This window comes from Rheinheimera riviphila, assembly GCF_004005945.1.
GTDB classification, from domain to species: Bacteria; Pseudomonadota; Gammaproteobacteria; order Enterobacterales; family Alteromonadaceae; genus Pararheinheimera; species Pararheinheimera riviphila.
In genome coordinates this window covers 1-279 of the sequence record NZ_SACS01000081.1, presented here as the reverse complement: position 1 = coordinate 279, position 279 = coordinate 1, and the positions used below count along the sequence as shown (strand labels likewise).

Below are 279 nucleotides of genomic sequence, written 5' to 3'. Positions count from 1 at the left end.
TACAATCCACCATATCAAATGCTGTTTTTAAATAGCAAACAAATACCCCAGGATGGTTAGCTCAGCTGGGAGAGCATCGCCCTTACAAGGCGAGGGTCACTGGTTCGAGCCCAGTACCATCCACCAATTTCTACAGTTTAGTAGTAAAAAACACCCCAGGATGGTTAGCTCAGCTGGGAGAGCATCGCCCTTACAAGGCGAGGGTCACTGGTTCGAGCCCAGTACCATCCACCAAATTCCTCTTCGTTTACCGCAATACACAGCAATGCTCCTGACCGA

Annotated in this window: 2 tRNA genes; both read left to right on the top strand. The window is 49.1% G+C overall.

Annotated elements, in window-relative coordinates:
* Positions 1 to 50: 50 nt before the first annotated feature.
* Positions 51 to 126 (top strand) — tRNA-Val (locus tag EOE67_RS20440).
* Between the two features lie 32 nt (positions 127 to 158).
* Positions 159 to 234, top strand: a tRNA-Val gene (locus EOE67_RS20435).
* Positions 235 to 279 lie beyond the last annotated feature (45 nt).